This is a genomic window from Polaromonas sp. Polasp52, from assembly GCF_059491565.1.
Genome location: NZ_CP168513.1, coordinates 2,789,610 through 2,812,777, shown reverse-complemented (window position 1 = coordinate 2,812,777; position 23,168 = coordinate 2,789,610). Strand labels below are relative to the sequence as shown.

General features: G+C 65.1%; 23 protein-coding genes. 19 read left to right on the top strand and 4 right to left on the bottom strand.

Going from position 1 to position 23,168, the window contains the following annotated elements:
* Positions 1 to 56 precede the first annotated feature (56 nt).
* From ACEN9P_RS13140 to ACEN9P_RS13130, 3 genes are all read left to right on the top strand, one after another.
* Positions 57 to 908 carry an IclR family transcriptional regulator gene (locus tag ACEN9P_RS13140; RefSeq protein WP_477661491.1) on the top strand — a complete coding sequence of 284 codons (852 nt, stop codon included), beginning with the start codon at positions 57 to 59 and terminating at the stop codon, positions 906 to 908.
* Entirely contained in the window at positions 905 to 1,972 is a 1,068-nt protein-coding gene (locus ACEN9P_RS13135) for a DUF3108 domain-containing protein (RefSeq protein ID WP_495619500.1), read from the top strand. The genes ACEN9P_RS13140 and ACEN9P_RS13135 overlap by 4 nt, the downstream gene beginning before the upstream one ends.
* 179 nt (positions 1,973 to 2,151) lie before the next feature.
* On the top strand, positions 2,152 to 2,433 hold the full coding sequence (locus ACEN9P_RS13130; protein WP_495619499.1) for a BTH_I0359 family protein: 282 nt from the start codon (positions 2,152 to 2,154) through the stop codon (positions 2,431 to 2,433).
* 12 nt (positions 2,434 to 2,445) lie between these two features.
* Here the strand turns inward: ACEN9P_RS13130 and ACEN9P_RS13125 are convergent, their stop codons facing one another.
* Complete coding sequence (locus ACEN9P_RS13125) at positions 2,446 to 3,558, bottom strand: AbrB family transcriptional regulator (RefSeq protein ID WP_477661488.1); 1,113 nt, start codon at positions 3,556 to 3,558, stop codon at positions 2,446 to 2,448.
* A gap of 50 nt (positions 3,559 to 3,608) precedes the next feature.
* Between ACEN9P_RS13125 and ACEN9P_RS13120 the strand changes: the two genes are divergently transcribed.
* Positions 3,609 to 4,472, top strand: a complete 864-nt coding sequence (locus ACEN9P_RS13120; RefSeq protein ID WP_495619498.1) for a ChaN family lipoprotein — start codon at positions 3,609 to 3,611, stop codon at positions 4,470 to 4,472.
* 9 nt (positions 4,473 to 4,481) lie between these two features.
* Here the strand turns inward: ACEN9P_RS13120 and aptA are convergent, their stop codons facing one another.
* Complete coding sequence (aptA, locus tag ACEN9P_RS13115) at positions 4,482 to 5,822, bottom strand: omega-aminotransferase AptA (RefSeq protein ID WP_477661486.1); 1,341 nt, start codon at positions 5,820 to 5,822, stop codon at positions 4,482 to 4,484.
* Positions 5,823 to 5,911: 89 nt separating this feature from the next.
* Between aptA and purU the strand changes: the two genes are divergently transcribed.
* The 8 genes from purU to ACEN9P_RS13075 all read left to right on the top strand — a co-directional run bounded on the left by purU (position 5,912) and on the right by ACEN9P_RS13075 (position 13,909).
* The gene (gene purU / locus ACEN9P_RS13110) at positions 5,912 to 6,760 is read left to right on the top strand and encodes a formyltetrahydrofolate deformylase (protein WP_477661485.1); all 849 of its coding nucleotides are present in this window, start codon (positions 5,912 to 5,914) and stop codon (positions 6,758 to 6,760) included.
* Between the two features lie 18 nt (positions 6,761 to 6,778).
* Positions 6,779 to 7,888, top strand: coding sequence for a tetratricopeptide repeat protein (locus tag ACEN9P_RS13105; protein WP_495619497.1), 1,110 nt, complete (start codon positions 6,779 to 6,781; stop codon positions 7,886 to 7,888).
* Between the two features lie 11 nt (positions 7,889 to 7,899).
* Positions 7,900 to 8,790, top strand: a complete 891-nt coding sequence (locus ACEN9P_RS13100) for a LysR substrate-binding domain-containing protein (protein WP_477661483.1) — start codon at positions 7,900 to 7,902, stop codon at positions 8,788 to 8,790.
* Positions 8,791 to 9,072: 282 nt separating this feature from the next.
* Entirely contained in the window at positions 9,073 to 9,855 is a 783-nt protein-coding gene (locus tag ACEN9P_RS13095; RefSeq protein ID WP_495619496.1) for a carbonic anhydrase family protein, read from the top strand.
* Positions 9,856 to 9,949: 94 nt separating this feature from the next.
* Entirely contained in the window at positions 9,950 to 11,452 is a 1,503-nt protein-coding gene (locus ACEN9P_RS13090; protein WP_495619495.1) for an FAD-linked oxidase C-terminal domain-containing protein, read from the top strand.
* A gap of 191 nt (positions 11,453 to 11,643) precedes the next feature.
* Positions 11,644 to 12,807, top strand: coding sequence for a serine hydrolase domain-containing protein (locus tag ACEN9P_RS13085; RefSeq protein ID WP_495619494.1), 1,164 nt, complete (start codon positions 11,644 to 11,646; stop codon positions 12,805 to 12,807).
* 12 nt (positions 12,808 to 12,819) lie between these two features.
* Positions 12,820 to 13,191, top strand: a complete 372-nt coding sequence (locus ACEN9P_RS13080) for a CidA/LrgA family protein (RefSeq protein ID WP_495619493.1) — start codon at positions 12,820 to 12,822, stop codon at positions 13,189 to 13,191.
* Positions 13,184 to 13,909, top strand: a complete 726-nt coding sequence (locus ACEN9P_RS13075) for an LrgB family protein (RefSeq protein ID WP_495619492.1) — start codon at positions 13,184 to 13,186, stop codon at positions 13,907 to 13,909. Before ACEN9P_RS13080 ends, ACEN9P_RS13075 begins: the two co-directional genes overlap by 8 nt.
* Before the next feature lie 106 nt (positions 13,910 to 14,015).
* Here ACEN9P_RS13075 and ACEN9P_RS13070 read toward each other — a convergent pair whose 3' ends face one another.
* The gene (locus tag ACEN9P_RS13070; protein ID WP_074579217.1) at positions 14,016 to 14,567 is read right to left on the bottom strand and encodes a bactofilin family protein; all 552 of its coding nucleotides are present in this window, start codon (positions 14,565 to 14,567) and stop codon (positions 14,016 to 14,018) included.
* 132 nt (positions 14,568 to 14,699) lie between these two features.
* Here ACEN9P_RS13070 and ACEN9P_RS13065 point away from each other — a divergent pair, with 132 nt between their 5' ends.
* The 7 genes from ACEN9P_RS13065 (at position 14,700) to ACEN9P_RS13035 (ending at position 22,365) form a co-directional block, all read left to right on the top strand.
* Positions 14,700 to 15,290, top strand: coding sequence for a methylated-DNA--[protein]-cysteine S-methyltransferase (locus tag ACEN9P_RS13065; protein WP_495619491.1), 591 nt, complete (start codon positions 14,700 to 14,702; stop codon positions 15,288 to 15,290).
* Between the two features lie 32 nt (positions 15,291 to 15,322).
* Positions 15,323 to 16,033 (top strand): glutathione S-transferase family protein, encoded by a 711-nt coding sequence (locus tag ACEN9P_RS13060; protein WP_495619490.1) that lies wholly within the window; start codon positions 15,323 to 15,325, stop codon positions 16,031 to 16,033.
* A 130-nt stretch (positions 16,034 to 16,163) separates the two neighbouring features.
* A complete protein-coding gene (gene fusA, locus ACEN9P_RS13055; protein ID WP_495619489.1) occupies positions 16,164 to 18,272 on the top strand; it encodes an elongation factor G in 2,109 nt (702 codons plus the stop codon).
* Positions 18,273 to 18,384: 112 nt separating this feature from the next.
* Positions 18,385 to 18,750 carry an SPW repeat protein gene (locus ACEN9P_RS13050; RefSeq protein ID WP_495619488.1) on the top strand — a complete coding sequence of 122 codons (366 nt, stop codon included), beginning with the start codon at positions 18,385 to 18,387 and terminating at the stop codon, positions 18,748 to 18,750.
* 729 nt (positions 18,751 to 19,479) lie between these two features.
* Positions 19,480 to 20,727 carry a benzoate/H(+) symporter BenE family transporter gene (locus ACEN9P_RS13045; protein WP_495619487.1) on the top strand — a complete coding sequence of 416 codons (1,248 nt, stop codon included), beginning with the start codon at positions 19,480 to 19,482 and terminating at the stop codon, positions 20,725 to 20,727.
* Positions 20,724 to 21,680, top strand: coding sequence for a glutathione synthase (gene gshB / locus ACEN9P_RS13040; protein ID WP_495619486.1), 957 nt, complete (start codon positions 20,724 to 20,726; stop codon positions 21,678 to 21,680). The genes ACEN9P_RS13045 and gshB overlap by 4 nt, the downstream gene beginning before the upstream one ends.
* Positions 21,681 to 21,732: 52 nt before the next feature.
* Positions 21,733 to 22,365, top strand: a complete 633-nt coding sequence (locus ACEN9P_RS13035; protein ID WP_495619485.1) for a histidine phosphatase family protein — start codon at positions 21,733 to 21,735, stop codon at positions 22,363 to 22,365.
* 6 nt (positions 22,366 to 22,371) lie between these two features.
* Here ACEN9P_RS13035 and ACEN9P_RS13030 read toward each other — a convergent pair whose 3' ends face one another.
* Positions 22,372 to 23,166, bottom strand: coding sequence for a class II glutamine amidotransferase (locus ACEN9P_RS13030; protein WP_007872781.1), 795 nt, complete (start codon positions 23,164 to 23,166; stop codon positions 22,372 to 22,374).
* Positions 23,167 to 23,168: the final 2 nt, after the last annotated feature.

Sequence of the window (23,168 nt, the reverse complement as noted above, 5' to 3'; positions counted from 1 at the left end):
GCGTTACGATCCATGCATCCACAGCCCCACGGCAACCTGAAATTCTAGTCAAGCCCATGAAAGCAAGCCCCGGCGCCACCGCCCCCGCACGCCGCAGCACGGCGCCGCAGCGCGCGGGCATACAGTCGCTCGAGGTCGGGTTTGCCCTGCTGGAAGTGCTCTCCACCTCGCCCGGCGCCCTGATGCTGCGCGACCTGGCGGCGGCGGCCGGCATGAGCGCAGCCAAGGCCCACCGCTACCTGGTGAGCTTCCAGCGGCTGGGACTGGTGGTCCAGGACCCGGCCACCACGCTGTACGACCTGGGCCCGGCGGCGCTCAAGCTGGGGCTGGCTTCCCTTTCCAGGCTGGACAGCGTGAAACTGGCCCGGCAGCGCCTGCAGCCCCTGATGGCGCAGACCGGCCAGACCCTGGCCCTGGCCGTCTGGGGCAACCAGGGACCCACGCTGGTGCACTGGGAAGAATCGCCGCGGGCGGTGACGGTCAACCTGCGGCTGGGCGACGTGATGCCGCTGCTGTCTTCGGCCACCGGCCTGTGCTTTACCGCGTTTTCATCGCCGCGCCTGCTGGCCGCCGGCAAGCCGCAGGGCCGGCTGGCGCTGCTGGTCAAGGAGGAGCTGGCGCGCAACCAGAAGCTGGCGCGCCAGGACGTCCCCACCACCATGGCCGGCCTGGCCGAGGTGCTGGAGGACGTGCGCCGCCGCGGCATGGCGCGCGCCGTCAATACATTGCTGCCGGGCGTGGCCGGCTTTTGCGCGCCGGTCTTCGACGCCGACGGCCACCTGGCCCTGGGCATGGTGGCGCTGGGCTCGCTGGCCACCTTTGACGCCGACTGGGACGGCGTAGTGGCCCGGCCCCTGGCGGCGGCGGCCCGGCAACTTTCCCGCGACCTGGGCTTCAAAGCGGCATGAGCACGCTGGCCGCCTCTTCCTATCCCGCGCCGCCCCGGCGCGCGCTGGCCTTGCTGGCCGTGCTGGTGCTGATCGTGCACACGCTGGTGCTGACCTTTGTGCCGGCGCACTTCGGCCTGGGGCGGGACAGCGCGCCGCTGCCCGCGCGGCCCTTTGAGACGCGCAGCATTGCGCCGCCGCCACCGGCCCCGCAGCCCGAGGCCGCGCCCGCGAGGAAAACGCCGGTGGCGGCCAGGGCAGAACCCGCGCAGGAGGACAACGAGGCCGAGCCGGTCCGGGTGCCCAAGCAGCGGCCGGCCGACTACGTGCCCGATGCGCCCACGCCCTCAGACCTGCTCGCGGAAGCAGCCGCCAGGGCCGAAGCCCCCGCCGCGAGCGCATCCGAAGCGGCGCCCGCCATCCCCGTCGAGGCACCGGTGGCCGCCATCGCCTTGCCCGCCAGCATGGTGCTCGACTACAAAATGACTGGCAGCGCCAAGGGCTTGAACTACCACGCGAACGCCGAGCTGCGCTGGCAGAACAGCGGCGACGCCTACGACGTCCTGATGCGCGTCAGCGCCCTGTTCCTCGGTTCGCGCAGCATGGCCAGCACCGGACAGCTCAGCCCCGAGGGCCTGGCACCCGCGCGTTTTTCCGACAAATCCCGAACCGAAGTGGCCGCGCATTTTGAGCCCGAGAAAAACCAGATTAGCTTCAGCGCCAACACGCCCACGCTGCCCTGGGTCAAGGGCGCACAGGACCGGGTCAGCGTGTTCATGCAGCTGGGCGGCATGCTGGCGGGCAACCCGGCCGGCTTCCCGGCGGGGTCGACGATCTCGATCTATACCGTGGGCCCGCGCGATGCCGAAACCTGGACCTTCCTGGTGGAAGCCGAGGAAAAAATCTCCCTGCCCTTCGGCGAACTGGCCGCGGTCAAGCTCACGCGCCAGCCGCGGCGCGAATTCGACCAGAAGGTGGAGATCTGGTACGCGCCCTCGCTGGGTTATCTGCCCGTGCGCAACAAGATCACCCAGTCCAATGGGGATTTCATCGACCAGCAGCTTAGCGCCCTTAGCAAAGGTTGAGGGCCCCTTTATCCCGCGCTGGGCCGCGCTAAGCCGCGTTGCGAATGCCGCACGCTGGCGCCCGCTTTATGTGCGGTTTCACACGATGTCGCGCGTCTTTACCGAACACTTGCATACCGGATGGTGCGGACTCTTGAACTTGGCCTCATCGTAGCTATCTGACGAGAAAGGACTTCACCATGCACATGCTTTACGACTCCGACTCCTTTGCCGTGCTGCAGATTCACGCGAACGCGTCGGAAGAATCCGCGCCCGCTCCCGCCATTCCCCAGCTGGCCCGCCACGGCTTTGAAATCGTGGACAAGCGCTCGGGCAAAGAGGTCTACCTGGACGGCTCCTGGGCCGAAATGTTCCAGCAACGTTTGAGCGCATGGGCACAGAACACGCCCACGCAGGAAGAAATCGAAGACACGCTGGAAGGTTATAGCGGGCTGGCAAACACGCCCATGTCGATGCACTGAGCCCACGGTTGCTCATTCCGCCGGCGGGATTTCGGCTTGCGCTGCTGAGCGCTTCTCGTAGATCCACCGGTACATGGGTTCGGCCAGCAGCAGCACGGCCGCCAGCCTGGTGACGTGAAAGGCCGTGACCACCGGCACCCCCAGTTGCAGGACCTTGGCCGTGATGGCCATTTCGGCGATGCCGCCCGGTGAGGTGCCCAGCAGCAGCGTGGCCCAGTGCAGGCTGGTGAACTGCGCCAGCGACCACGCAAACCCCGCGCACAGCGCGATCATTCCCACCGTGGCCAGCGCCACCGAACCCAGCCAGCGCGGTGCCATGTGCACAAAGCCGCTGGTAAAACGCACACCCAGGCTGATGCCTATGACCAGCTGCGCGGCATTGGTCATCCACTGCGGCAGGGCTGAGAGCGTGAAACCAAAGGCCGTCAGCAGCAGCGACACCACCAAGGCACCTATAAACCAGGGGTTGGTGCGCTCCAGCTTGAGCATGACCCAGCAGCCTGCGCCGGTCAGCACGGCCAGCAGGGCCAAGCCCGGCCACTGCACCACGCGCGCGCCCGGCAGGGTGGCGTCCAGCCCGTGCAGGCCCGCCCACTGGAAACCGAAGGGAATGACCAGCGTGACCAGCAGCACGCGCAGGCTGTGCGCCGAGGCCACCAGGTCGGTCTGCGCGCCGTGGCGCTCGGCCATCAGCGTCATTTCCGAGGCCGCGCCTATGGGCGCGGCAAAGTAGGTTGTGATGCGAGAAAGCCCTTTGACCTGCAGCGGCCCCGGCCCATGGTGCACCCGGTAAAGCCAGGCCCCAAAAGCCAGCCCCAGGGCCAATGCCCAGACAATGTTCAGCGCAATCGCCCACCACAGGCCGGCGAGCAGGGTGACGACCTGCGGCGTGAAGTACAGCCCCAGCGCGCAGCCGATCACCCATTGCCCGGTGTTGCGCAGCGGCGTCCAGCTGGCCGTCGGGCCGCCCAGCATGGAGGCCACGGCGGTCGCCAGCAGCGGGCCAATCATCCACGGTAAAGGCGTGCGCAGCCAGACGCACAGGGAGGCGGCGGCCCAGGCCATGAGCAGCGTCAGGACAACGCGCACGGGAAAAGCGCGGGCAGGGAGCGAAAAGGACGGCATGGCTTAGGGCGTGGCCGACAAAAACCGGCTGGAGGCAGTAGTATCCATCGATGCCTTATTTTGCCGCCCCTCGTCCTTTGGCATGGCTGCTGTGCACCGCCGCGATGGCCCTGGCCGCCGGCTGCGCGGGCCGGCCCGAGGCGCCCATGCTGCAGGCGCCCGGCGGCGACAGCGCGCAAACCTCGGCTCGCCTGGAAGCCGTGCTTCCGGCGGAGATTCTTATCCTCGGCGAACAGCACGATGCGGCCGAACACCAGCAGATCCAGCAGCAGGTCGTCGCCCTGCTGGCGGCGCGCGGCACATTGGCCGCGCTGGCGCTGGAAATGGCCGATACCGGCGCCAGCACCTCGGCGCTCAAGCCCAGCGCCACCGAGCAGCAGGTGCGCAACGCCCTGGCCTGGAACGACAAGGGCTGGCCTTGGGCCGCCTACGGCCCCGCCGTGATGACGGCCGTGCGCGCCGGCGTGCCGGTGCTGGGCGCCAACCTGCCGCGTGCGCTGATGCCGGCCCGCATGGCCGACAGCCGGCTCGACCTGCAGCTGCCCGGCCCGGCCCTGAAGGCGCAGCAGCAATTGATGCGCAGCGGCCACTGCAACCTGCTGCCCGAGAGCCAGGTCACGCCCATGGCGCGCCTGCAGATCGCCAAGGACGTCACCATGGCCAACACCCTGGCCCAGGCCGCCTTGCCGGGAAAAACCGTGCTGCTGCTGGCCGGCAGCGGCCACGCGGACCGCCAGCTGGGCGTACCGCAGCACCTGCCTGCCGATGTGAAGGCCAAAGCCGTCCGCCTGCGCGCCGGCGGCGCCGCGGCCAGTGACAAGGCAGAGGCCTTCGATGCGGTGTGGGAAACGCCCGCGCTGCCCGAAAAAGACTACTGCGCGGGACTGGACAAGCAGCTAGTACCGCAACCCTGAGCACCTGCCTCAGGCGTGTTTGCGGATCGCGTCGGCCACCACGTTGACGATACGGTCTATGTGCGCTTTCTCGACGATATAGGGCGGGCAGACCACGATGTTGTCGGCCGCCGGCCGCACCAGCACGCCGTGGTGAAAGCACTCCATGAAGACGTCATAAGCGCGCTTGCCGGGCGCGCCGGCCACGGGCGCCAGTTCCACCGCGCCGGCCAGGCCCAGGGCGCGGATGCCGATCACATTGGGCAGGCCCTTGAGGCCGCTGTGCATGGCATCGCCCAGCACCTTGCCCATTTGCCCGGCGCGCTCATAGAGCTTTTCTTCCTTGAACAGGTTGAGCGTCGCGATCGCCGCCGCGCAGGCCACCGGGTGGCCCGAATAGGTGTAGCCGTGGAAAAACTCGATGGCATGCTCGGGCGCACCGCTGTTGGCGTTCATCATGCCGTCGTAAATGCGGTCCGAGCAGATCACGCCGCCCAGCGGGATCACGCCGTTGGTCACGCACTTGGCGAAATTCAGCATGTCGGGCACCACGCCGTAGTAGTCGGCACCGAAGCCCGTGCCCAGGCGGCCGAAGCCGGTGATGACCTCATCAAAAATCAGCAAGATGCCGTGCTTGTCGCAGATCTCGCGCAGGCGCTTGAGGTAGCCCTTGGGCGGCAGATACCAGCCGGCGCTGCCGGCCACCGGCTCCACGATGACGGCGGCCACATTGCTGGGGTCGTGCAGCGGCAGGATGCGGTTTTCGAGTTCCAGCAGCAGGTCTTCTTCCCACACGGGTTCGGCTCCGTTGATATAGGCGTGCTTGACCGGGTCGTGGATGAAGCGCATGTGGTCCACGCGTGGCAGCAGGGCGGCGCCGTAGACCTTGCGGTTGGCCGGAATGCCGCCCACGCTCATGCCGCCAAAGCCGACGCCGTGGTAGCCCTTTTCACGGCCTATGAAGATGTTGCGGTGGCCTTCGCCGCGCGCGCGGTGGTAGGCCAGCGCGACCTTGAGCGAGGTGTCGGCCGCCTCCGAGCCCGAGTTGCAGAACAGCACCTTGTTGAGGTCGCCGGGCGCCATGCCCGCGATGACTTCGGCAGCCTTGAAGGCCTGGTCGTTGCTGGCCTGGAAGGCGGTCGCGTAGTCCAGCGTGTCCAGCTGCTTCTTGATGGCGTCGTTGATGGGTTTGCGGTTGTGGCCGGCGCCGACGCACCACAGGCTGGAGATCCCGTCTATGACCTGGCGGCCGTCGTGCGTGGTGAAGTGCATGCCGTCGGCGGCCACGAACACACGCGGGTCCTTCTTGAAGCTGCGGTTGGGCGTGAAAGGGAGCCAGTGGTGCTCCATGTTGAAGTCCTGATAGGCCATGGCGTGTTTCCTGCGTCTGAAAAGGGGGTGTTCCGGCATTCTGGCACTTCCGGGCGGGTACCGGCCTCACCTGCGACAATTCATCCCCTATGAATCACGCTTATATCCTCACCCTGTCCTGCCCGGACCGTATGGGCATTGTTCATGCCGTGTCCGGCTTCCTGCTGGACAACGGCGGCAATATCGAAGAAGCCGCGCAGTACAACGACCACGACACGGGCCTGTTTTTCATGCGGGTGCAGTTCGCCTGCGACAGGCTGAGCCATGAGGAGCTCTCCGGCCAGCTCAAGGCCTTTGCCCAGCCCTTCGGCATGAGCTGGAAGCTGCATGCCACCACCCAGCCCATGCGCACCGTCATCATGGTCAGCAAGGAAGGCCACTGCCTCAACGACCTGCTGTTTCGCTGCAAGTCGGGCCTCTTGCCGGTCGACGTGCGCGCCATCGTCTCCAACCACCGCGAGTTCTACCAGCTGGCGGCCAGCTACAACATTCCTTTTCACCACATCCCCGTCACGGCGGCCACCAAGGCCCAGGCCGAGGCAAAGCAGCTGGAAATCATCGAGTCCGAAGGCGCTGAACTCGTGGTGCTGGCGCGCTACATGCAGGTGCTCTCCAACGAGCTGTGCCAGAAGCTCTCGGGCCGCGCCATCAACATCCACCACTCCTTCCTGCCCAGCTTCAAGGGCGCCAAGCCCTACTACCAGGCGCATGACCGCGGCGTGAAGCTGATAGGCGCGACAGCGCACTATGTGACGGCCGACCTCGACGAAGGCCCCATCATCGAGCAAGACGTGGCGCGCGCCGACCACAGCAAGACCGTGGAAGACCTCACCGCCATGGGCCGCGACACCGAAAGCCAGGTGCTGGCCCGCGCCGTCAAATGGCACAGCGAGCACCGGGTGCTGCTGAACGGCCACAAGACCGTCATCTTCAAGTAAGCCCACAGCTCACGCCCCATGACAACGCGATTGCGGCGTCTCGTGTTCAGCAGCGTGCTGCTGTGCCTTTGCCTGAGCACGGCGCACGCCGACAAACTCGACGATGACTTGCAAACGGTTTGGGAAAGCTTGTGGGACGAGCGAGGCACGCCGTGGCAGCTGATGCGCTGGGAGCACCAGGTCCGGTATCGCATCTTTGGCGCCGACGCGCCCCGACACCGGGAACACATCATTCGCGCCCTGGAAGCCGCCGGCCAGGCAACGCGCTTGCGAATGATCAATGTTTCGGACGATGCCGATGGAGAAAAAACCGCCGCATTGCAGATTGAAGTGGCCGATGACAACGACCCAGGCCTGCCGGACCATCAAGCGTGCTTTATGCGCCCTCTCCAGTGGACGAATCGTATCTTCAGCAAAGTGCAGATCAGAATGCGATCCCGGTCCACATGGGGCTGCACCTTTCATGAAGTCATGCATGCCATGGGCATACCAGGCCATCCATCCGGCAAAACCGTCTTGAGCTATTTTCCCTACCGCCGCGACACCTTGATGGATCTGGACAAACTGATGCTGGCCGCGTGGTACTCCCCGGCAATGCCACGTGAGGCCACTCCCTTTGAGGCATTGGCGGTGCTCAGCGAAGCGGTGGCGCGGCAAGCCGATCTCGGCCTGCCGCCAGAGGACGCGCAAAAGAAGGCAGCGGCCTTTACCCTCGCCATCTTCAAGGAAATGGAAGCCTTCGCCTCGGGTCAAGGCGACATCCCCACCATCATCAAACGCTCAGGCAAAGCCAGCGGCACGCATATGGACACTGCCCGGCAGCAAATTGGCCTTTTTGTCGGCCGGGCCTACCTGCAGGGAACCATCGTTGCCAAAGACACGTCCCTGGCCGCGCAATGGTTCAAGCGAACGGCTGAGCAAGGGTATGCCCCTGCGCAGATCATGTGGGGCCTGACCCTGGCTCGCGGAACAGGCGTGGAGAGAGACCCGCAAGCTGCCTGTACGTGGTACACCCGGGCGGCTCCGTCGTACAGCACCATGAAAAAAACCGAGCTGCGCAGGCTTGAACTCACCCTGTGTCCCCCACGCATTGAGCCGGAGATCGCCCAGACCTCCCCGTCGCAATAGGAGGCTGAATCATGAGCAGAATTCCGCCCATTCAATGCCTTCTGACGTTTGAAGCGCTGGCACGCCTGCGCAGCGTGACGCAGGCGGCCGAGGAGTTGTGCGTCACGCCCAGCGCGGTCAGCCACCGGGTCAAGCAGCTCGAGCAGATCATTGGCACCAAGCTCTTCGGGCGCGCCGATTTTTCACTGACCACCGAAGGCAGCGAATACCTGGCCCATGTGCGCGAAGGCCTGGCCACCTTGCAGAAATTCCCGGGCGCGGCCGGCCAGAGCAGCGCGCCCGGCAAGCGCAAGCTGCGCCTGGCGGTCACGCCGACCTTTGCGCGCTCCATCCTGATTCCGCGCCTGCGCCAGTTCACCGACGCCTATCCCGAAATCGACCTGACCCTGCAGGTGTCGATTCCGCTGCTGGACGTGGTGGCCGAGGATGCCGACCTGATCGTGCGCTTCGGCACCGGCCGCTATGCGGACCTCGAACACGTCTGCCTGAGCAAGGACGAAGTCGCGCCGCTGGCCTCGCCCGCCTTTGTGCGCGAGCACGGCCCTTTTGAAGCGGCCGAAGACCTGGAGGGCGAAAGCCTGCTGCGTTCGCCGCTGGAGCCCTGGCGCACCTGGTTTGCCGCCCATAAACTCGATTGGCCCGAGCCCGCCGACGGCTCCCAGTTCAACGACATAGGCCTGATGTGCGACGCCGCCGCGGCCGGCATGGGCATCGCGCTGATACGCCTCAAGCTGGGCGCGCCCTGGCTGGAAAACGGCTCGCTGGTGCGCCTGGGCAGCAACGCGGTGTTTGCCGGCAATGTCCCCAGCCCGCATGCGCACTACCTGTGCTGGCGCACCGGCACCATGGACCGCTGGGAATGCGCCGCTTTTGCCGACTGGCTGCGGAAAAGCCTGGGCTAGCAGTACTAGGGCCCCCAAGCGCGTGAATGGGAACGCCTCTACCCGGCGTGCAAAGCCTTAACGAGCGCTCACCCTGCCGGGGCTTTGCATCCTGTTCAAGGCCTTTTTGACTTGTAGCGCATTTTGCGTACGCCGATAGCGTTAACGCATCCCATGCGTCCGACAAGTGGTTTTGCGCTCATACCGCCATCATGCCTATGATGGGCTGGCCGTGGCACCCTACGAGGACCCGGCCAGCGGCGCATGGTCAAAAAATCAACTTCTTCAACGAGGGGAATTCTCATGAGAAAAAATCAATTAGCCGCCGGTCTGGCCGGCATCCTGCTCTCCATGCTGGCCATTTCACCCCTGGCTCACGCCGAGGGCAAAGCGGCCGGCAAATCCGTCAAACCCGGCACCTTCTGCACCATCCAGGACGCCAAGGCCTGCCAGGACGCGGTCACGCCCGCGCAAATCCTGTCGCGCTTCAAGGCCGGCAATACGCGCTTTGTCTCGGGCAAGCCGCGCCACCAGAACTACCTCAAGGAAATGAAGGCCACGGCGGACGGCCAGTTCCCGCTGGCCAGCGTGGTGTCCTGCATAGACTCGCGCGCACCGGCCGAAATCGTGTTCGACCAGGGCATAGGCGACCTTTTCAATGCGCGCGTGGCCGGCAACATCGTCAACGAAGACATCCTGGGCAGCCTGGAATTCGCGCACAAGGTCGTGGGCGCCAAACTGCTGGTGGTGATGGGCCACACCAGTTGCGGCGCCATCAAGGGCGCGTGTGACGATGCCCAGCTGGGCAACCTGACCGGCCTGATCGGCAAGATCAAGCCGGCCGCCAACCTGGTCTCCGCCGACATCAAGGACCGCACCTCCAAAAACTACGCCTTTGTCGAGATGGTGGCCGAGAGCAATGTACGCCTCACGGTCGAGACCATCCGAGAAAAGAGCCCCATCCTGCGCGAGATGGAGCAAAAGGGCGAGATCATGATCGTGGGCGCCATGTACGACGTGAAGACCGGCAAGGTGAAGTTCTACGACACGCCGGGCGCCAGCAAGGCACCGGGCACGAAGTCCTGAAGCCCCGGGTGGCATTTCACGCACGGCTTTAAATTTCTTCAACCCGGCGGGGGCCGATTGGCCTACAGTCTGATTTCATCTTTGGAGCCAGACCATGAACGCCCCCGCCTCGCCTGAACAACACAGCCTGCTTGAAAGATCAGAGCGGCAGTCGCAGGTGGTGCGCGCGCTGCAGGCCGCGCTGCCCGCGCATGCCCTGCTCTGGAACAACGAAGACACCACACCTTACGAATGCGACGGCCTGACCGCCTACCGCCAGCGGCCGCTGGTGGTGGCCCTGCCTGAAACCTATGCGCAGGTGCAAGCCGTGCTCAGGGCCTGCCATGCGCTGGACGTGCCGGTGGTCGCGCGCGGCGCCGGCACCGGGCTTTCCGGCGGCGCCATGCCGCACAAGCTGGGTGTCACGCTCTCGCTGGCCAAATTCAACAAAATCCTCAAACTCGATGCCGCCAGCCGGACGGCCGTGGTGCAGGGCGGCGTGCGCAACCTTGCAATCTCCGAGGCGGCCGCGCCGCTGGGCCTGTATTACGCGCCCGACCCTTCCAGCCAGATCGCCTGCACCATAGGCGGCAACGTCGCCGAGAACTCGGGCGGCGTGCACTGCCTCAAGTACGGCCTGACGGTGCACAACGTGCTCAAGGTCAAGGGCTTCACGATTGAAGGCGAGGAGGTCGAGTTCGGCGGCGAGGCGCTCGACGCCCCCGGCTTCGACCTGCTGAGCATCATCATCGGCAGCGAAGGCATGCTGGCCGTGACCACCGAAGTCACCGTGAAGCTGGTGCCCAAACCCCGGCTGGCGCGCTGCATCATGGCCAGCTTTGACGACCTGCGCAAGGCCGGCGACGCCGTGGCCGCGGTGATCGCCGCCGGCATCATCCCGGCCGGGCTGGAAATGATGGACAAGCCCATGACGGCTGCCGTGGAGGATTTTGTGCATGCCGGCTACGACCTCAACGCCGAAGCGATCTTGCTGTGCGAAAGCGACGGCACGCCCGAGGAGGTCGAAGAAGAAGTCGGCCGCATGAGCGAAGTGCTGCGCCGCTGCGGCGCGACCGCCATCGCGGTGAGCCGCGACGAAGCCGAACGCCTGCGCTTCTGGAGCGGCCGCAAGAACGCCTTCCCGGCCTCGGGCCGCATCAGCCCCGACTACATGTGTATGGACTCCACGATCCCGCGCAAGCGCCTGGCCGACATCCTGCTGGCGATCGCCGGGATGGAAAAGAAGTACCAGTTGCGCTGCGCCAATGTGTTCCACGCGGGCGACGGCAACCTGCACCCGCTGATTTTGTTCGACGCCAACGACCCCGACCAGTTGCACCGCTGCGAACTCTTCGGCGCCGACATCCTGGAGACCAGCGTCGCCATGGGCGGCACGGTGACGGGCGAGCACGGTGTGGGCGTGGAAAAACTCAACTCCATGTGCGTGCAGTTTTCGGCCGAGGAAAACGAGCAGATGTTCGGCGTCAAACGCGCCTTTGACAGCAAGGGCCTGCTCAACCCCGGCAAGGTGATCCCCACCTTGAACCGCTGCGCCGAGTACGGAAAAATGCTGGTGCGGGCCGGGCAGATCAAACATCCTGACTTGCCGCGGTTCTAAACAAAGGCCGGGGCACGGCCGGATCGGGATCACGTAGACTGCGCAAAAAAACCCGAGGCAAGGTCATGCACACAACACGGTCCAGCGGCGCCAGCACTTCCCTCACCACACCTGGACGGCTTCTTTGCGCCCTCGCAGGCGTCTTGCTCGCATGGCTTCCGCAATCGGGGCTCTGCCAACAAGGCTCTTCATTGCCCAAGCTCGAGCCCTTCGACAAGGCCGTGCTGGAGGTCATGAAGAAACACGACATCCCCGGCGCCAGCCTGGCCGTGGCCAAGGACGGCAGGCTGCTGCTTGCCAAGGGCTATGGTTATGCCGACAAGGACAAACAGGAGGCCATGACGCCGCAAACCCTCACCCGCATGGGCAGCATCAACAAGACCTTGACGGCGGTCATGGTGCTCAAGCTTGCGGAGGACGGGAAACTGAAACTGGACGACCCGGTGCTGCCCCTGTTCGAGAAAGCCGGGATAGCCCCCGCTTCGCCCGCCGACCCGCGCGCGAAGGACATCCGCATACGCCACCTGTTGCAGCACTCGGGCGGCTTTGACCGGGAGCGTTCGGGTGACCCCTTCTTCCAGCCGCGGCTCAGGGACGTTGCCCGCCGGCAAGGCGTGTCGCCCGTCAGCTGCGACGCCATCATCCGCGATTCGCTGCAGGAGAAACTGGACTTCACGCCCGGCGAGCGTTTCGCCTATTCGAACACCGGCTACTGCATGCTGGGGCGGGTGGTGGAGATCGTCAGCGGCGAATCCTACCGGGCCTTCAGCAGCCGGGAGTTTCTGCAGCCCGTCATCGGCAAAGGCTTTCAGGCCGCCAGCAGCACCGAAAGCCGGCCCGGCGAAACCAAGTACTACCCATTTCCCGGCGAGCCGCTGCAGCGAGGCGCGCCCGGCGTCTCGAACGCGAACGTGCCCAGCCCCTATGGCTCCTATTCGGTCGAAAACATGGATGCGCTGGGTGCCTGGATTGCGACGCCGACGGAGGTCCTGAAATTTTTCCTGGCAATAGACGGCACCCGCGGAAAGCGCCTGCTCAACGAGGAATCGTTGCGGGCCATGCGCAGCGAGCCTGTGCTGGCCAAAGAAGGCAACCCGCGCGCCTTCTACGGGGCGGGCATCCATGTGGTCAGAAGCGACAAGGGCGACAACTGGTGGCACACCGGCAGCCAGCCGGGCCTGCAAACCCTGGCACTCAGGACCCGGCAGGGTTATGCCTGGGTGGTGGCCTTCAATTCCAGGCCCGAGCATGCCGAGCGCCGCGCCTTCTTCAAGGACATAGACCAGGCGCTGTGGGGCGCGGCCAATGCGGTCAAGGAATGGCCGCAAGGAGACCTGTTTGCCAACAACCCCTAAAGGCTTGACGCGATGACAGCGCTGCGCGGATTGGCCTGGTTACTGGTTTTTCAATCCATGGGGGAACTGCTTTCGCGCGGCTTTTCCCTGCCGTTTCCGGGGCCGGTGATAGGCATGGTTTTGCTGCTGATGGGCCTGCGTTCAGAGCTGGTGCGAAGCCCTGTGTCAGTGTGCGCAGACTTTCTGCTCTCGCACCTTTCGTTACTCTTTGTACCCGTCGGCGTGGGGGTCATGACCCATCTTTCGCTGGTCAGCCAGTACGGCGCGCGCATTTTGCTGGCCGTGGTGGTGTCCACCTTGGCGGGTTTGTTCGTCACCGTGCTGACCTTGCACCTGCTGCGGGACCGCGGCGAAGCGAAGCCGCAGGAGCCGCCGCATGCCTAAATTTGTCGAACTCTGGGTCTACCTGTCGGCCACGCCGCTGTTCGGCCTGACGGCCACGCTGGTGGTTTATGTGCTGGCGCAAGCGGTGTATGCCCGCCTGGGGCAGGCGCCCTGGGCCAACCCGGTGCTCTGGACCGTGGTGTGCCTGGCCGGCGCGCTGCTGGCCACCGGCGTGCCTTATCCCACCTACTTCGCGGGCGCGCAGTTCATCCATTTCCTGCTGGGCCCCGCGGTGGTGGCGCTGGCCTGGCCGCTGTGGCTGCGCCGCGAGGAACTGCGGCGGCGCTGGGGCCGGCTCTTGCTGGCCGCGCTGGCCGGCGGCATCGCGGCCGGCGGCTCGGCGCTGCTGATGGGCTGGGCGCTGGGCCTGCCTTCGGAAGTGACTTTGTCGCTGGCCCCCAAATCGGTCACCGCGCCCGTGGCCATGGGCATTGCCGAAAAAATAGGCGGAATCCCCGCGCTGGCGGCGGTGTTCGCGGTGATCACCGGCCTGGTGGGTGCGCTCAGCGGCAAATACCTGTTTGACGCCCTTCGTATCCCGCGCGACGCTTCTGGTTGGGCCGCGCGCGGCTTCGCATTGGGCACGGTGTCACACGGATTGGGCGCGGCGCGCGCGCTCCAGGTCAACGCCGACGCGGGCGCCTACGCCGGACTCGCGCTGGGCCTTCAGGTGGTGTTGGCCTCCGCGCTGATACCGCTAGTCTTTCGCTTCCTGTAGGCAAACGCGAAGACGCCGCATCACCTTCCTGCCACGAACGGCGGGGAAGTGATGTGGCTTGTTCGTTGGGGCGGCTGGACCGCGCCCTTTTTTTGCTTTAAGTCTCCTACACCGCCTGCAGTCCTGGTTTCACAGCGGCCGGCTTGGCAGCGGCCAGCGCGCCAAACAGGATCTCGCCCGAAAGCTGGCCGCCTTCTTCAATCACCAGCTTGCCGTAGCGGATGATGCCCGTGACCTTGCCGGTCGAGTAAATCACCAGCTTCTGGCGCACCGTGAGGTTGCCGTTGAACTCGCCGCGAATTTCCGCCACGTCGATTTCCGCCGAGCCCTTGAAGGCACCCTGCTCGGAGATCTGGATCACGCGCGAATCCATGGTGGCTTCCACCAGGCCTTCGACGACCAGGGTGTCGCAGTCGGTGATCTCCACGCCCTTGAGCTTGATGTTGGGCCCCACCGTGAGCTTGCTGCCGCCTTCCTTGGTCGCGGTGGTGGAAGGCGAGGCTTCGTTCACGGCTTTGGCGGCATTGTTCTGCTGGCCGGACAGCGGGGCCGAATGCAGCGTGCTGGCGGAGCCGGTATTGCTGTAGCCGTTTCCGGGGCTGTTGCGCAGGCCCGTCGGTGTCTCGTTTTCTCGCTTGCCAAAGAACGGTGTTGCCATGTGAGTTCCTTCAAAAAAGAAGGCATGGTACGTCTGCGAAAAATTAAAAGCTTGAGCAGCATGCAAGAGAGGTAACGAAATTAATTCTTACATTCCCCCTCAGATGTCCTGGGAACAGCCTACGCGTGTAGCATGTGGCGCACCATGATTGCCGACAGCGAACCTCACGGCTTCACGCTTTTTGCCACCGCCATAGGGCAGTGCGCGCTGGTGTGGAACGAACACGGCATCGCCGCCGTGCGCCTGCCCGAGCAAACCGAAGGCCGCATGCTGTCGCGACTGCACCGGCGATTCCCGCTGCTGGAGGCCGCCGCGCCGCCGCCCGCCATGCAGCAAGCCATAGACGCCATGGTGGCCCTGTTCGAAGGCCAGGCCCGCGACCTGCGCTTTTGCGCGCTGGACCTGCGCCACGAGACGCCCTTCCACCGGCGCGTTTATGCGGCCGCGCAGGACATCCCGTCGGGCAAGACCAAGACCTATGGCGAGATCGCCACCCTGCTGGGCGAGCCCGGTGCGTCGCGCGCCGTGGGCCAGGCGCTGGGCCACAACCCTTTTCCGGTCATCGTGCCCTGCCACCGCGTGCTGGCTTCGGGCGCGCGCTCGGGCGGCTTTTCGGCGCCCGGCGGCGTGTCGACCAAGCTGCGCATGCTGCTGATCGAGGGCGCCGAGATAGGCGGCGCGCCCGGCCTGTTTGACCGTGAGCCGCCGCCTTCCTCACATTGAATTTTTTGGCTTCATACGAAACACCCACACCCATGGCCTCCACACCCAATTCCGCATCGCCATCCCTACGCCTGTACTCGGCCCGCCTCAGCATGTTCGGCGCCAAGGTGCAGATCGCCGCCATCGAAAAAGGCATAAACCTGGAGGTCGTCATGGTGCCTTTCTCGCAGGCCCAAGGCTATTCGCCCAAAGACCCCGAGGTGGTGCGCATCAACCCCAAGAAGCAGGTGCCGGTGCTGGTGCACGGCGACGTGGAGGTCTTCGACTCGACGCAGATCCTGGAATACCTTGAAGACCTCAAGCCCGAGCCGGCACTGTGGCTCACCGGCATCCACAAGCGCGCACTGGCCCGCCAGCTGGAGCACCGCTCGGACGAGGTCTACTTTCCGCACGTCATCAAACTCATGGGCCTGCAGGACAGACTGGACGACCCGCAGGCCGTCGCGGCGCTGCAGGGCGCGCGGGATTTTTACCGCTACCTTGAAGCGCTGCTGGGCACGCAGGACTACATGCTCGGGGAGTTTTCCAATGCCGACATCGCCCTCTACATGGCCATGGTGTTCGGCGAGCGCATGAGCGCCCCTCTCACCGCCGAAACGCCGCGGCTGCTGGCCTGGCGGGGCAGGATGAGCGCGCGCGCCTCGGTGCGGCAGGTGCTGCGGCCCATGGCCGAATACCTGCTGCACGACGGCCATGGCCGGCCTTTGCCTGCCTTTATGGCGGCAATGCTGCAAGGCGACTGAGTTTCAGGCCTGCCACCAGCATGGCTGCTGCAAATGAGCCATGCAAAAAGCGCCGCTTTGGCGCAAACTGGCGGGCCCGGCCACGCCAACAACTCCAAGAAGCGCAGGCCGGGTCATAAAGGAGTTCAGCATGCCCCGCCATACCCCCATAGAGCGCTACCGCAATATCGGCATCAGCGCGCACATCGACGCCGGCAAGACCACCACGACCGAGCGCATCCTGTTTTACACCGGTGTGAACTACAAGATCGGCGAGGTCCATGAGGGCACGGCCACCATGGACTGGATGGAGCAGGAGCAGGAGCGCGGCATCACCATCACCTCGGCCGCGACCACGGCCTTCTGGAAAGGCATGGCGGGCAACTACCCCGAGCACCGCATCAACATCATCGACACGCCCGGCCACGTGGACTTCACCATCGAGGTGGAGCGCTCCATGCGCGTGCTCGACGGCGCCGTGATGGTGTACGACGCCGTGGGCGGCGTGCAGCCGCAGTCGGAGACCGTCTGGCGCCAGGCCAACAAGTACAAGGTGCCGCGCCTGGCCTTCGTCAACAAGATGGACCGCGTGGGCGCCGACTTTTTCCGTGTGCAGCGCCAGATCAGCGAGCGCCTCAAGGGCGTGGCCGTGCCGGTGCAGATTCCGGTGGGCGCGGAAGAGCATTTCCAGGGCGTGGTGGACCTCGTCAAGATGAAAGCCATCATCTGGGACGACACCAGCCAGGGCGTGCACTTCGAGTACGGCGACATCCCGGCGGAGCTGCTGGAAACCGCCAATGAATGGCGTACCAAAATGATTGAGGCGGCCGCCGAGGCCAACGACGAGCTCCTGAACAAATACCTGGCGGGCGAGCCCCTGAGCGAGGACGAGATCAAACAAGGCCTGCGCCAGCGCACCATCGCCAACGAGATCGTGCCCATGCTCTGCGGCAGCGCCTTCAAGAACAAGGGCGTGCAGGCCATGCTGGACGCGGTGATCGACTACATGCCCTCGCCAGCCGACGTGCCCGCCATCCTGGGCCACACCGAGGATGACGTGGGCGAGGCCGAGCGCCACCCGAACGACGACGAGCCCTTCTCGGCGCTGGCCTTCAAGATCATGACCGACCCCTACGTCGGCCAGCTGATTTTCTTTCGCGTGTATTCGGGCGTGGTCAAAGCCGGCGATACGGTCTACAACCCCGTCAAGGGCAAGCGCGAACGGCTGGGCCGCATCCTGCAGATGCACGCCAATGAACGCAACGAGGTCAAGGAAGTGCGCGCCGGTGACATCGCCGCGGCCGTGGGCCTCAAAGACGCGACCACCGGCGACACCCTGTGCGACCCGGCCCATGTGATCATCCTTGAGAAGATGGTGTTCCCCGAACCGGTGATCTCGCAGGCGGTGGAACCCAAGACCCAGGCCGACCAGGAAAAAATGGGCATCGCGCTGAACCGCCTCGCGCAGGAGGACCCGTCCTTCCGTGTGCACACGGACGAGGAGTCGGGCCAGACCATCATCTCGGGCATGGGCGAGCTGCACCTGGAAATCCTGGTGGACCGCATGAAGCGCGAGTTCAGTGTCGAGGCCAATGTCGGCAAGCCGCAGGTGGCTTACCGCGAAACCATCAGGCAGGCGGTGAACGACGTCGAGGGCAAGTTCATCAAGCAGTCGGGCGGGCGCGGGCAGTACGGCCACGCGGTGCTCAACCTGGAGCCGCAGCCTTCAGGCAAGGGCTATGAGTTCGTCGACGCCATCAAGGGCGGCGTGATCCCGCGCGAGTACATTCCCGCCGTCAACAAGGGCATCCTGGAGACGCTCAAGGCCGGCGTGCTCGCGGGCTACCCGGTGGTCGACGTGAAGGCCACGCTGGTGTTCGGCTCCTACCATGACGTGGACTCTAACGAAAACGCCTTCCGCATGGCCGGCTCGCTGGCCTTCAAGGAAGCCATGCGCCGCGCCAAGCCTGTGCTGCTGGAGCCGGTGATGGCGGTGGAAGTGGAAACGCCCGAGGACTTCATGGGCAATGTGATGGGCGACCTCTCGTCGCGGCGCGGCATGGTGCAGGGCATGGAGGACATCGCGGGCGGCGGCGGCAAACTGGTGCGCGCCGAGGTTCCGCTGTCGGAGATGTTCGGCTATTCCACCACCCTGCGCTCGCTGACCCAGGGCCGCGCGACCTACACCATGGAGTTCAAGCGTTATGCCGAGACCACGTCCGACGTGGCCGCGGCCATCATGCGCGGCAAGGGCGGCTGAGGAAGCGCCCGAAGCCTAAAGACATCTACGCCCTCAGGGTCTGCCGGCCTTCGTTGCGTATTTCCACCGGAGTTCTACACTGAAATTCCCTTGGCTATACACGGAGGTTGTCATGGATACCCTCAATCGTTGGCAAGACAGGCTGGAGATTTTCGCGGGACTCTGGCTGTGCATCGCGCCATGGGCGCTGGCGCTGCCCGCGGCGGCCGCATGGTGCTCGGTGGTCGTGGGCGTTTCAGTCATCGTCCTCGCATCACAAGACCTTTTCCTGCCCAACCACATGGACGACTGGGCCAATGTCCTGCTGGGCGTGGGCCTGATGATCTCGCCCTGGGTCTGGGGCTACAGCGGGCACGACAACGCCCTGCTCAATGCGCTGCTCATGGGCTTGGTGGTGGCACTGACTTCGGGCTGGGCCCTGGAGCGGGTGCTTTATGACAAGTTCAAGGTCTGGAGAGAACATCATCACGCGCATTGAGGCCGGGTCTTGCGCCGGCGGGCGCGGGCTCTTCTTCTGCTCTCTCTGCTGAGGGCTGCTGGCCGGGTCTCGCCCCGGCGGGCGACTTACTTTTCTTTGCTTCGCCAAAGAAAAGTAAGCAAAAGAAAGGCGACCCGCAGTCTGGGTCCCTACGCTTCGCTACGGGCAACCTGCGGTGCTCGAGCCAAGCGGGGTCCGGCTAAACTCGCTTCGCTCAGACAACGCCGGCCCTGATCCGCTTGTCTCTGCGCTCCTCGGCCCAGCCAGGACGGGGCAAGCGGGAGCGGGAACCAAATACCGAAGACCAGGAAGACAAATACAAACAAGGACACGCCTTGGCGTGTCCTTTTGGTTTTCGGTATTCGGGTTTTGTCTTCGGCTGTTTGGTATTCCTGTCCCCACCCCCTTGTGGATGCGCCGAGGAGCGCAGGGCCAGACGGGTCAGGGCAAAAACTTGTTTGAGCCGAAGGCGAGTTGTTTTTGACCCCGTCTGGACCGAGCACCGCAGGTTGCCCGTAGCGAAGCGTAGGGACGCAGCAACCAGGGTCGCCTTTCTTTTGCTTACTTTTCTTTGGCGAAGCAAAGAAAAGTGAGTTGCCGCCGGGCAACCCCGGCCAGCAAGCCTCAGCAGAGAAAGCAAAAAGACGAAGAGAGGAGACGGAGAGAAGGGGAAGAGCGCGCCCAGCCGGAGCAAGACCCGGCCCTCCAACCCCTGCCAAAATCCCCCAAATGCAATTCTTCAAAGACCTTAACCTCTCCGCCTTCACCGCCGGCTTTGTGGCCGTACTGGTCGGCTTTACCAGTTCGGTCGCCATCGTGTTCCAGGCCGCGCAGGCCTTCCATGCCACGCCGGCTGAAATCGCCTCGTGGATGTGGGCGCTGGGCATGGGCATGGGGCTGTGCTCGGTGATTCCCTCGCTGTGGCTCAAAAAGCCGGTGATGGTGGCCTGGTCCACGCCGGGTGCCGCGGTGCTGGCCACGGCCGGGCTGGCCGGCGGGTTTTCGATGGGGGAGGCGGTGGCGGCTTTTATGGTCAGCGCCGCACTGATCACGCTGTTCGGTATCACCGGCTGGTTTGAAAAAGCCATGAACCGGATTCCCGTGGCGATTGCGTCGGCGCTGCTGGCCGGCGTGCTGGCGCGTTTCGGCATCCAGGCTTTTTCGGCGGCGCAGACGGCCCTGCCGCTGGTGCTGCTGATGCTGGCCATCTATCTGCTCGGCAAACGCCTGTTGCCACGTTATGCCGTGGTGCTGACGCTGGTCGGCGCAGTGGTGTTTGTGGCTGCGCGCGGGCAGCTGGCCTGGTCGGAAATGGCGTTTTCTTTCGCCATGCCGGTGTTCGTGATGCCCAAGTTCAGCTTCGCGGCCGTCGTGAGCCTGGCGATTCCGCTGTTTGTGGTGACCATGGCCTCGCAAAACCTGCCGGGTGTGGCGGCCATTTACGCGGCGGGCTACGGGCCGGACAGCGCGGACGGCGGCATTCCGATCTCCAAAGTCATCACGCTGAGCGGTATTGCCACGCTGGTGCTGGCGCCCTTCGGCGCCTTCGCGCTCAACCTGGGCGCCATCACGGCCGCCATCTGCATGGGCCGGGAAGCGCATGAGGACCCGGCCAGGCGCTACACGGCGGCGGTATCCTGCGGCGCAATGTACATCGTGATCGGCATTTTCGGCGCGGCCATCACCGGCCTGCTCACGGCCTTCCCCAAGGAGCTGGTGGTGGCCATCGCGGGGCTGGCGCTGCTGGGCTCCATAGGCAGCGGGCTGGCGGCGGCGGTGAAGGACGAATCGCACCGGGAAGCCGCACTTATCACGTTTCTTGTCACCTTGTCGGGCGTGGTAATAGCCGGTGTGGGTTCGGCCTTTTGGGGAGTGGTCGCGGGCGCGCTGGCGCTGTTTGTACAACAATACGGCCAGCAAGGCCGTGAATCCCTGTCCGCCCCGGCGCCGGACGCCCGAACCATTTCCAAACCATGAACCTTCTTTTTGTCGCCGATCCGCTTGAATCCTTCAAGATCTACAAGGACACCACCTTCGCGATGATGCGCGAGGCGCAAAGGCGCGGCCACCGCATCAGCGCCTGCCTGCCGGCCGACATGAACTGGCAGACCGGCGCCAAAGTCACGGCCCAGGTGCGCCACATCCGGCTGACGGGTGACGCCGACACCTGGTTCACGGCGGACACCTCACGCCCCGATGCGCGCGAAACCGTCGCCGGTTTTGACGCGGTGGTGATGCGCAAGGACCCGCCCTTCGACAGCGAGTATTTCTACAGCACCCACCTGCTGGAGCAGGCCGAGCGCGAGGGCGCCAAGGTCTTCAACAAGCCGCGCGCGCTGCGCGACCACCCGGAAAAGCTCGCCATCCTCGAATTCGCGCAATTCAGCGGCCCGACGCTGGTCACGCGCAGCGCGGCCGACATCAAACGTTTCCATGCCGAGCACAAGGACATCATCCTCAAGCCGCTGGACGGCATGGGCGGCATGGGCATCTTCCGCGTGAAGGAAGACGGCCTGAACCTGGGCAGCATCACCGAGACGCTGAACCGTGACGGCGCGCAAAGCGTGATGGTGCAGAAGTTCCTGCCCGAGATCGCCAAGGGCGACAAGCGCGTGCTGGTCATAGGCGGCAAACCCGTGCCTTTCAGCCTGGCGCGGATCCCCCAAGGCAGCGAGGTGCGCGGCAACCTGGCGGCCGGCGGCCTGGGCGTGGCGCAGCCGCTGTCCAAACGCGACTTTGAAATCGCCGAGGCGCTGGGCCCGGTGCTGGCCGCGCGCGGCCTGCTGCTGGCCGGCGTCGACGTGATCGGCGACTACGTGACCGAGATCAACGTCACCAGCCCGACCTGTTTCCAGGAAATCCACGACCAGGCCGGTTTTGACGTGGCGGCCATGTTCATCGATGCGCTGGAGGCGGCGCTGAAGGCTTGACGCCGCCGGCGCGCCGGTTAAGCTGGCAGGCCCCGTCCACGAGGCCTAAGCCATGAAACCCGCCCGCCGATTCCCTTCATTGCGCCGCGCGCTGCGCCCGCTTGCCCTGATCGCCTGCACCGCACTGCCGCTGCTGGCGCAGGCGGCCGAGCAAAAAATCATTTTCATCCGCCACGCGGAAAAGCCCGACCCGGGCCTGGGCCAGCTCAACTGCCAGGGCCTGAACCGCGCGCTGGCCCTGCCGGCCGTGCTGCTGGCGAAATTCGGCAAACCGGATTTTGTGTTCGCGTCCGACCCGCACGAGAAAAAACCCGACGGCGGCCAGCTGTACAACTATGTGCGGCCGCTGCTGACCGTCGCGCCCACGGCCGTGCAGGCCGGCTTGCCGATCAACACCTCTTTCGGCTTCGAGGACATCAAGGGACTGCAGCGGGAGCTGGCGGCGCCGCGCTACCAGAACGCGGTGGTGCTGGTCGCCTGGGAGCATAAAAAGCTCGAGGACATGGTCAAGGCCATGCTGGCGGGCATGGGCGGCCAGCCCGACGCCGTGCCGCACTGGAAGGGCAGCGACTTCGACAGCATTTATGTGCTGACCGTGCAGCGCGACGGGGGCAAGACCGTCGCGAGCTTTCGCCATGAGCAGCAGCAGCTGGATGGGCAGGCCGCGGCCTGCCCCAAACCTTAGGGAAAGCTAGGCGGCTGCCAGCGCGCCGTCCTCAAACACCTTGAGTTCGCCCGGCGCGAAGGCCGTCCACTGCTCGTTGGTGGTCAGCGGCGCCGTGACGACCACGGCCACCTTGTCGGTGGGCCGGGTGTGCTCGGCGAAGTTCACGCTCACGTCCTCATCGCTCAGCGTGGCATGGGCAAAGGGATGCTTGCGCTCCACGTAATACAGGTTCGTGGAGGCATGGGCCCACAGCGCCTGGCCGTTGCTGAGCAAAAAATTGAAGGTGCCGTGGCCGGCGATCTGCGCCGCGAGTTCGCGCAGCGTGATGCTGAGCTCCCGCACGCTGGGCACACCGGCGTGCGATTTGGCCATCTCCTGCATGATCCAGCAAAAGGCGCGCTCGCTGTCGGTGCTGCCCACGGGCCGGAAGCTGCCGTGCAGGCGCGGCGAAAAATCCTTCAGGTCGCCGTTGTGCGCGAACACCCAGTAGCGGCCCCAGAGCTCGCGCACAAAGGGGTGGCAGTTCTCCAGCGCCACGCGGCCTTGCGTGGCCTTGCGGATGTGCGAAATCACGTTGCGGCTTTTGATGGGGTAGCGGCTGATCAGCTCGGCCACCGGCGAACTGCTGGCCGGCTGGTGGTCGACGAAATGGCGCAGGCCCTTGTCGCCGGCGCCGGCCACGCTGTCATCGCCTTCAAAAAATGCGATGCCCCAGCCGTCGGCATGGTGGTCGGTATGGCCGCCGCGCTGCGCGAAACCGCGAAAGCTGAAGGTCACGTCGGTAGGGGCGTTGCAGTTCATGCCCAGGAGTTGGCACATGG